Origin of the sequence: Mesorhizobium sp. M7A.F.Ca.MR.362.00.0.0 (genome assembly GCF_004023175.1) — a bacterium.
GTDB lineage: Bacteria > Pseudomonadota > Alphaproteobacteria > Rhizobiales > Rhizobiaceae > Mesorhizobium.
The window spans coordinates 1,319-10,020 of the sequence record NZ_RZTF01000240.1; the positions used below are offsets into that span (position 1 = coordinate 1,319).

The 8,702-nt window shown below is 63.4% G+C and carries 10 protein-coding genes; 4 read left to right on the plus strand and 6 right to left on the minus strand.

Annotated features, from left to right (window positions below; genetic code table 11):
• On the minus strand, positions 1-1,712 hold a 1,712-nt coding region (locus tag EOC06_RS43415), incomplete at its 3' end, for an AsmA family protein (protein WP_245470014.1).
• A gap of 153 nt (positions 1,713-1,865) precedes the next feature.
• Here EOC06_RS43415 and EOC06_RS24580 point away from each other — a divergent pair.
• On the plus strand, positions 1,866-2,828 hold the full coding sequence (locus EOC06_RS24580; protein WP_128309008.1) for a Dyp-type peroxidase: 963 nt from the start codon (positions 1,866-1,868) through the stop codon (positions 2,826-2,828).
• A 65-nt stretch (positions 2,829-2,893) separates the two neighbouring features.
• On the opposite strand, the gene EOC06_RS24585 is transcribed toward EOC06_RS24580, so the two are convergent.
• The 3 genes from EOC06_RS24585 to EOC06_RS24595 all read right to left on the minus strand — a co-directional run bounded on the left by EOC06_RS24585 (position 2,894) and on the right by EOC06_RS24595 (position 5,498).
• The gene (locus EOC06_RS24585) at positions 2,894-3,415 is read right to left on the minus strand and encodes a hypothetical protein (protein ID WP_128309009.1); all 522 of its coding nucleotides are present in this window, start codon (positions 3,413-3,415) and stop codon (positions 2,894-2,896) included.
• A gap of 102 nt (positions 3,416-3,517) precedes the next feature.
• The gene (locus EOC06_RS24590) at positions 3,518-4,075 is read right to left on the minus strand and encodes a hypothetical protein (protein WP_128309010.1); all 558 of its coding nucleotides are present in this window, start codon (positions 4,073-4,075) and stop codon (positions 3,518-3,520) included.
• A 4-nt stretch (positions 4,076-4,079) separates the two neighbouring features.
• Positions 4,080-5,498: an FAD-binding oxidoreductase gene (locus tag EOC06_RS24595; RefSeq protein WP_128309011.1), complete on the minus strand. Its 1,419-nt coding sequence runs from the start codon at positions 5,496-5,498 to the stop codon at positions 4,080-4,082.
• 102 nt (positions 5,499-5,600) lie between these two features.
• On the opposite strand from EOC06_RS24595, the gene EOC06_RS24600 reads away from it, so the two are divergent.
• Entirely contained in the window at positions 5,601-6,080 is a 480-nt protein-coding gene (locus EOC06_RS24600; protein WP_023813101.1) for a thioesterase family protein, read from the plus strand.
• A 236-nt stretch (positions 6,081-6,316) separates the two neighbouring features.
• On the plus strand, positions 6,317-6,514 hold the full coding sequence (locus EOC06_RS24605) for a hypothetical protein (RefSeq protein ID WP_013531006.1): 198 nt from the start codon (positions 6,317-6,319) through the stop codon (positions 6,512-6,514).
• A 16-nt stretch (positions 6,515-6,530) separates the two neighbouring features.
• On the opposite strand, the gene EOC06_RS24610 is transcribed toward EOC06_RS24605, so the two are convergent.
• A complete protein-coding gene (locus tag EOC06_RS24610; RefSeq protein WP_128309012.1) occupies positions 6,531-7,010 on the minus strand; it encodes an Lrp/AsnC family transcriptional regulator in 480 nt (159 codons plus the stop codon).
• Positions 7,011-7,099: 89 nt separating this feature from the next.
• Here EOC06_RS24610 and EOC06_RS24615 point away from each other — a divergent pair, with 89 nt between their 5' ends.
• On the plus strand, positions 7,100-8,008 hold the full coding sequence (locus tag EOC06_RS24615; protein ID WP_128309013.1) for a DMT family transporter: 909 nt from the start codon (positions 7,100-7,102) through the stop codon (positions 8,006-8,008).
• A 10-nt stretch (positions 8,009-8,018) separates the two neighbouring features.
• Here the strand turns inward: EOC06_RS24615 and EOC06_RS24620 are convergent.
• A partial coding sequence (locus EOC06_RS24620) for a dienelactone hydrolase family protein (RefSeq protein ID WP_164898717.1) occupies positions 8,019-8,702 on the minus strand: 684 nt, incomplete at its 5' end.

Sequence of the window (8,702 nt, forward strand, 5' to 3'; positions counted from 1 at the left end):
CCCACCGACAGCCGGTCGCTTTCGAGCAGTCCGTCGCGCAGCCTGAGCGCCGTGTCGACGGTATCCGCGGTCAACCCGCCAGCGTTGACCGGCCCTGCCTTGATCTGGAAATCGAGGTCGCGGTCGGCAAAGCGATTGGCGCCCTTGTCGCTGACGAAGATCGAGGCGAAGGCCGCCAGCCCGTCGACATCGAGGTCGCCCCCTTCGAGACGCATCAGCACTGAGGGCTTGGCATCGTCGGGCTGGCTGGAATCGATGCGGCCGGAAAACTTCGCCTTGCCCAGGATCAATTCGAGATCGCTGAAGGCCTGGCGCTTCTGCGAGAGGTCGACCTTGGCCTTGAAGCCGGCGGCAGGGAGACGGCGGATCGCCTCGTCGACATCCTTCGACAGCCAGGCGGCAAAGCCGGAGGGTTGCGCCACGGCCAGCAGCAGCGAGCCGTTGAAGCCGAAATGACCCTCCAAATTGAGCACGAGCATGCCATCGGCTTCCAGCTTGGTGCGGCCGGGCAAGGTCGCGGCAAGCGATTTCACCGACCAGCCGCCATCGACCGGCTCGGCGGAAAGATGCACGTCGCGCACCGTGGTGTCGCCGACCACCACCGCCGGCAGCTTGACCTCGACAGTGCCGGGAATGGTCGGCCTCGGCATGTCGAGCAGCGCCTGCTCAAACGCCGCGATGCGCTGATCCAGCGTCAGACCGGCGCCGGCTTCGGCGCCCACCGCCTCGTCGAACTGCACCTGCGCGCCATTGGCCTCGATGGCGAAACTCGGCTTCAGCCCGAGATCGACAGAAGCCTTGCCGTCGGCGGTGTAGGGGTTGTCGAGCGGCCCGGTCTCGAAGCGGAATTCGTCGACGCCGAGTTTCTGGTGGTCGAGCGAAAATTTGCCGTTCAGCCGAAAGCCCGGATCGGGCTTGCCGGCGGAAACCCTCACCGTCTCGCCATCGGTGCCGCGCAGCTCGGCGCTGTTCTTGTCGGCACCGGAGATCTTGAACTGGCCGGAATAGGCGGCAGCGCCATTGACGATGCCGGCATTGCCGTCGGTTTCGATGACCAGCGGATAGGCGTCCGGATCGGCCTTCAGCCGAAGCCGCATCTGCCCGTTGCCTTCGGCCTTGCCGGTGGAGGCAGTGACCGTGGTGCGAAGACCGTCGAGCCGCAGCGTGCCGTCCATGCGCCATGGCCCGGCCAGAGACTTGGCCGAGATGGTCGAATTGATCTCGGAAAACAGGTGGCTGCGCCCGCCGGCGGCATGGCGCAGTTCGATCTGCCCTTCCGTCACCGTCAGCTTCTCGATCGAGATCTGATTGAGGTCGAAGGGAGAGGACGGCCGCATCGCCCAGTCGACGGTGCCGTCATTGGCGATATCGATGGTCGCTTTCGGCCGCACCAGCCGCATATCGAAGATCAGCACTTCGCCGCGCAGGAAGGGCGCCAGTTCCGCATCCATCGAAAACGTCTCGACGGTCATGGCCGGCTGGCCATTGGGGCCGCCGGCGACCGCGACGTTCGAGAAGGTCACCGAGGGAAACGGCAACAGCCTTGCCGTGGCGTCGCCCTGCACGGTCACCTTGCGGCCGAGGATGGCGCTGGCCTCGCGCTCGAATTGGGCGCGGTAGCCGGTCCAGTCGATAAAATACGGCACCACCAGCGCCGCACACAGCACCAGCACAAAAAGGCCACCGAAGATCACGAACAGGCGAGCGAGCATCAGCTCCGAATGGGTTGATTGAAATTCTGCCGCACTCTACCCGCATCCGCGTGTCGATAAAGAGGCAATTCATCCAGTGTTGCGCGATGTCTCATCCGCAGTTGCGTGATATCGGGCGATCTGAAACAAATCCCGGCGAAGCGGAGAATTCGGATGTCTGGAAAGAACTGGGATCGCGTGCCGATCGATGCGCAAAGTGTCGACGCCCCGCTGTCGCTTTCGGCGGTCTTTCTTGTCGTCACCGTCGCCAGCGGTCAGACCGCGCTCGCCAAGATAGCCTCCGTGCTCGGCGGCCTCGATGATCTCGTCAAAACCGTCGGGTTCCGCGATCTTTCCGGGCGGCTTTCGTGCATTGCCGGCATCGGCCGCGATCTCTGGGATCGTCTTTCCCCAGATCGGCGACCGCTGGAACTGAAACCGTTTGCGCCGATCAAGGGTGCCGTTCATTCGGCGCCTTCGACCGCCGGCGATCTTCTCTTCCACATCCGCTCCGAGCGGCCCGATATGTGCTTCGAGTTCGAGCGCATTCTGCTCGACAATCTCGGTGATGCCGTGAACGTCGTCGACGAGGTTTCCGGCTTTCGGTACTTCGATGCGCGTGACCTGCTCGGCTTCGTCGACGGCACGGCCAACCCGACCGGGCTGGACCTTCCGGCCTCGGCACTCGTCGGTGATGAGGACGCCGACTTCGCCGGCGGCAGCTATGTCGTCGTCCAGAAGTACCTGCACGATCTCCAGGCATGGGGGCGCATTCCGACGCCCGAGCAGGAAGCGATCATCGGCCGCACCAAGATCGACAACATCGAAATCGATGATGACGACGCACCGCGCAAATCGCACAAGTCGCTGGCCACCATCGAGGATGCCGATGGCAACGAGTACGACATTTTGCGCGACAACATGCCGTTCGGCAGGCCGGGGCAAAAGGAGTTCGGCACCTATTTTATCGGCTACAGCAGGTATCTCTGGGTGATCGAGAAGATGCTGCAGCGAATGTACATCGGTGAGCCGCCGGGCGCTTACGACCGGCTGCTCGATTTCTCGACGCCGCACACCGGCACGACGTTCTTCGCGCCAACCCGCCCCATGCTGCAAACCCTTGTTGAGGGCGCATAGAAGACGCCTGCGACCGCACGTCAGGCCGGCGTCCCAACGATTTCACCCGGCGATTGTCAGAACCCTCAGCGTGCGTCGCGCTTTGCTTGCGCCACTTTGGCCGCCTTGCGCTGCCGGCCAAGCTCCATCGGTCGGACGAGGTCTTGCGCCCTCTGGTTTGCCACCGACCGCATCCCCTTGCGCGCGGTGCGCGAATTGAAAGCAGGGCCTTCCGGCGTCGCCCCTTGCTTCATGACAAATACCTTGCGCGCGTTTTCGATCAGCGAAACGCTGGCCGCCAGCTGCCGGCGCCGCTCGGCCTCGCCATTCAGCCGCCGCATGGTCATGGCCAGCACCGCAAGCTTTGTCTGCGAACCGCCATCGGACTTTGAGGGCGCGGCGCCTTTCGGCGCTCCCTTGCCGCGTATCTCACGCCGGCGGCGGTGTGCTTGGGTCTGCGCCTTGTCGCGCCGCTCCCGCAACAGCTTGACCAGGCCGGCAAGATCGGCGTCGGAAAGCTCCTGCACCGCCGGGTGGTGCGACTTCTCCACCAGTTCCTGTTCGTCAGCGCTCAGCGCACGCGCCGCTTCCTTGCGTGAAATCGCCATGAAGTCGTTCCTCCGTTGGTGGAGCTTGCCTCTTCCGCTCGTCCCAGGCCGAAGTCTGCGTCCAAACGACGGTTCGATCAAGGTACAGGGAAATCCCGGTGATCAACCACGCCCCAAAAGCCGTGAGAAAAATCCCGTTGGCTTGACACGGCGCGTGGGAACAGCATGACAGACACTTTCCATCAGCGCCGGCAGTACCGCCCCCTGATGAAGGCTGGCCGAAAAGTTCTCGGTGATGAATTCCAGCGTCGAATCGTGGAACGTGAGTACAAAGTGCTGATAACCGGAAAACAGCTCCGGTGTATGGGACGTATGAACCCGATTTACCTTTTCGAAGGAGGAGATCCAGGTAGAATTGAGAACTTCGAACGCGGAATAAGGCTGCAGCCCAAGTCCATAGAGACGGTGCCCGCTGATGGCTTCGTCGTTCGACGGGCCGAATTGCAACGCCAGATAGGGTTCTGCCGTTAGGATTACGATCGATTGATCGCCGGTCACAGACGAGATCGAGCGTGGATTCGTGCCGTCGAATTTTGGATCCGGTCTGTGGGCGACGTAAGCAACGAGCAGCCTGCGCTCATCGGCGAAGACATGAGGCAAAGGCGCGCCGGCGGACGATGGCGGCACGTCGATCGGCAGCAGTGTCTCGCTTGAGGCCACTCCTCTATTTCCCCGCCGTCGGCAAGATCTTGCCAGGGTTCATGATATCAAGCGGATCCAGCGCGTGCTTGATGGTGCGCATGATGTCGACGCCGTGGCCTAGCTCATGGCGCAGGAAACCGATCTTGCCCTGGCCGATGCCGTGCTCGCCGGTGCAGGTGCCGTCCATGGCGATCGCCCGCATGTTGAGCCGCGCGACGAACTTTTCCGACAACGCGATCTCCCTGGGATCGTTGACATCCATCAGCACCAGCACGTGAAAATTGCCGTCGCCGGCGTGGCCGACGATCGGCGCGATCAGACCCATCTCTTCTATGTCGGCTTCGGTTTCCATGACGCATTCGGCAAAGCGCGAGATCGGCACGCAGACATCGGTCGACAGCCCCTTGGCGCCCGGCCGCAGTGTCAGCGACGACCAGTAGGCGTCATGCCTGGCCTTCCACAGTTTGGTGCGCTCCTCGGCGACGCTGGTCCACAGGAACGGCCCGCCGCCATTCTCTTCCGCGATCATGCCAAAGGTCTCGGCCTGTTCGGCAACACCGGCATCGCTACCATGAAACTCGACGAACAGGCACGGGCTCTCGGGATAGTCGAGCTTGGAATAATTCTTCATCGCCCGCATCTGCAGCGCGTTGACCAGTTCGATGCGCGCCACCGGGATGCCCATCTGGATCGTCGCGATGACAGCGTTGCAGGCCGCCTCGACGCTCGGAAACGGGCAGACGCCGCCGGAGATCGCCTGCGGGATGCCTTGCAGCTTCAAGGTCAGCGAGGTGATGATGCCGAGCGTGCCTTCCGAGCCGACCAGCAGCCGCGTCAGATCATAGCCGGCCGAGCTCTTTTTCGCCCGCTTGCCGGTCGTCACCGTCTCGCCGTCGGCCATGACGGCGGTCAGCGCCAGCACGTTCTCGCGCATCGTGCCGTAGCGCACCGCATTGGTGCCGGAGGCCCGCGTCGCGGCCATGCCGCCCAGCGAGGCATTGGCGCCGGGGTCGATCGGAAAGAACAGTCCGGTGTCGCGCAGATGCCGGTTCAAATCCTCGCGGGTGACGCCGGGTTCGACCGTGCAGTCGAGATCCTGCGGATTGACCGCCAGGATACGGTTCATGCGCGACGTGTCGACCGATATGCCGCCGCCCGGCGCGTTGGTATGGCCTTCCAGCGAAGAGCCGACGCCGAAGGCGATCACCGGCACGCGGTGCGCGGCGCAGGCGCGCACGATCTCCTGCACCTCGGCCGTCGTCTCGGGAAAGGCGACGCCGTCAGGCGCCTGCGTCGGAATATAGGTGGTGGTGTGCGCATGCTGCGAGCGGATCGCCTGGCCGGTCTGGAATCGCTCGCCAAGCTGTTGCTTGAGGATGCCGAGCACCGCTGCGATGCCTTCCTCGTTGCGTTCGACCGGGTTGAGGTCGCTCAGAGCCATGAATTCCTCCGCGAATGGACCAGCGTCCACGCTTGTTATGCGATTATGGATGCGTAGTCTTACCCGCCACGCTCTGTCCAGCGCCAGAACAAGGAAGTTTCGATGCCCATCCCCACTCCCTTCGTCTCGAAACCCATGGACATCGAGAAGGACTGGATTGACTATAACGGCCATCTCAACATGGCCTATTACAACGTGCTGTTCGACCGCTGCTCGGACGATGCCTTCGAGGCAATGGGCATGGGACCGAACTATGCCAGGGATCGTCGCCTCACCATCTACACGGCCGAAGTCCATGTCTGCTACGTGCAGGAACTGCACCTCGAGCACAAGGTCACGGTCTCCTTCCAGCTCATCGACCACGACGACAAGCGGCTAAGGGCCTATCAGGAAATCCGCCATGTCGACGGCTGGCTGGCCGCGACGTCCGAATCGCTGTCGCTGCATGTCGACATGTCCGGGCCGAAGGTGGCGCCCTTCCCCGCCGATGTGCTGGCCAGGGTCGAAGCCATGCGCGCCGCCCATTCGGCACTGCCGATGCCGGAACGGGCCGGCCGTTCGATCGGCATCAAACGCAAATAGGGCAAAGCCCACACCTTCTCGTTCCCGGCTTCAAAGCCACACCCGCAATCTAAAATCGCGGAACCCTCCCATTGGCCGGCGGCGGCGCTTGAAGCGGCACGGCGCCCTCGTTAACCTTACCAAGGTTTTAACGGGAACAAGCCATCTGAGCCGTTGCGCGACTCAGCGGGTCGGTCGAAAACGATCCGCATCGAGGTAGCGACACGGGCGGCGCGGCGCCGGTTCGAGGAAAGTGCATGAAAACCGACATCAAGGTCGAGGTGGACAGGCTGGCTGCCGATCCGCGCATCACCGACTACGATTTCTGGCGCTCACTCAAGAACGTCAACAACGAGATCTTCCACATCGCCAACAACAACGAGCCGATCCCTTTCGACATGATCCGGTGGCGTGCCATCCTGAAGCAGGCGCGCATGAAGCGCGGCCACGCATAGGTTCCTCTCCCGTAGGTCAAGCCTGGCGCCTCAACGCTCCCAGCGCCGAGCGCGCCACCACCGGCGACGACTGGATGATCGCCGTATTGGTCATCGCATAAGGAATGATGCGGTCGATCACCCGCTCGAGTTCGGCCACCGAGCCGACATGCGCCAGCGCGACGAAACAATCCTCTCCGGTCACCCGGTCGCATTGCACGATCTCCGGCAGTTCGCGGATGATCTCGGCCACGAGGGCCAGTTGCCCCGGCACCGGCCGGATGCGCAGCCACGCCGACAGCGGCAGGCCGAGTGTCGCCGGGTTGATCCTGACCGAATAGGCCTCGATGACGCCGCTTTCCTGCAGCCGCTTGATGCGCTCGGCCACGCTCGGCGCCGACAGGCCGACCGAGCGTGCCAGTTCCGCCGTGCTGGTGCGCGCGTCCTTTTCCAGCAGACGCAGGATCTTCATATCCGCGGCATCCAGGTCGACACTTTCAGTTCGAAGGCGCTTCATGGGAAATTCCTTGCTTCCGAGAGAAATCTCGCCAGACGAGCCCATCATCACTCATATAAACCGGCAAATATGCCTGCGATACTGATCCGGTGGATGATCAAACGCAAGCTCTTACGGCAGATCCTGCCCCCGGCAACCCCACCCTGGCCAGGCTGACGGAAAAACTGCCGCCGCATGTCTGGTTCGGCATCAGCGCGGTCTTCCACTATCTCGGGCCGGCTTTCGCCGTGCTGCTTTTCCCGCATGTCGGCGTGCTCGGCATGGCATGGCTGCGCATCGCCACGGCAGCACTCATCTTCGCGCCGCTGACCCGCCCATGGCGAAGCTTCGCCCGCGCCGATCGCTCGACGCGGCTGCTGTTGCTGGCCTTCGGCGCCTGCCTGGCGGTGATGAACTGTTCGTTCTACCTGGCGCTCGACCGCCTGCCGATCTCGCTGGTGGCGGCGATCGAATTCGTCGGCACCATCGGCGTCGCGGCGATCGGCCTCAGAAGCCCGCGCAATCTTGCCGCACTTGCCGTCGCCGTCGCCGGCACCTTGCTGCTCATCGATGTCAGATGGTCCGATGACCCCATCGGGCTGTTCTGGGCCTTCCTCAACGGCGCGCTGTTTGTCGGCTACATCGTGCTCGGCCACCGCGTCGCCGCTTCGGGCGCCGGCGGCGGCATTGCCGGCCTGGGTGCCGCCATGGCGATCGCCTTCATCGTCGTGCTGCCGATCGGCCTCACCGATGCGCTGCCGGCCTTTTTCTCACTGCCGCTGCTGTTCGCCGCCATCGGCGTCGGCATCTGCTCCTCTGTCATTCCCTACATCTGCGACCAGCTCGCCATGTCGCGGCTGCCACGCGCCAGCTTCGCGCTGATGCTGTCGCTGCTGCCCGTCACCGCGACGCTGATCGGCGTCGTCGTGCTGCGCCAGATGCCAAGTTTTACCGATTGCCTCGGCATTGCGCTGGTGGTCGCCGGCGTCGCCTTCCACAAGCCGGCGAACACGGATTAGACGAACGCCCCTATGCCAGTTTCTGCTTGAGGAAGGCGATCGTTCTGCCCCAGGCGAGGTCCGCCGCCTTCTTGTCGTAGCGCGCTGCCGACGTGTCATTGTTGAAGGCGTGGTTGGCGCCTTCATAGACATAGACCGTGTATTCGACATGCGCCGCGTCGAGTTCCTTCTTGAAGGCGTCGATGCCGGCATTGATGCGCTCGTCCAGTCCGCCATAGTGCAGCAGCAAGGCCGCCTTGATCTTGGATACATCGGCGGCCTTCGGCTGCATGCCGTAATAGGCAACGCCGGCACTGAGATCGGGCGCGTTGATGGCCAGCATGTTGACCGTGCCGCCACCCCAGCAGAAGCCGATGGCGCCGACCTTGCCGTTGCCGTCCTTGTCGCTCTTGAGGAAAGCGACGGTCGCGACACCGTTGGCGATGGTCTGCGCCGGATCGAGCTTGGCGAACATGTCGCGCGCCTTGTCTTCATCGGTCGGCGTTCCGCCGAGCGGCGACAGAAAATCCGGCGCCAGCGCCACGAACCCCTCCAGCGCCACGCGTCGCGCCACATCGCGGATATGCGGGTTGAGCCCCCTGTTCTCATGCACGACGATCACCGTCCCAAGCTTGCCCGCCTTGTCCGCCGGCTTGACCAGGTAGCCCTTCATCTCGCCGCTGCCGCCGGGATAGCTGATGTCCTCGCCCTTCAC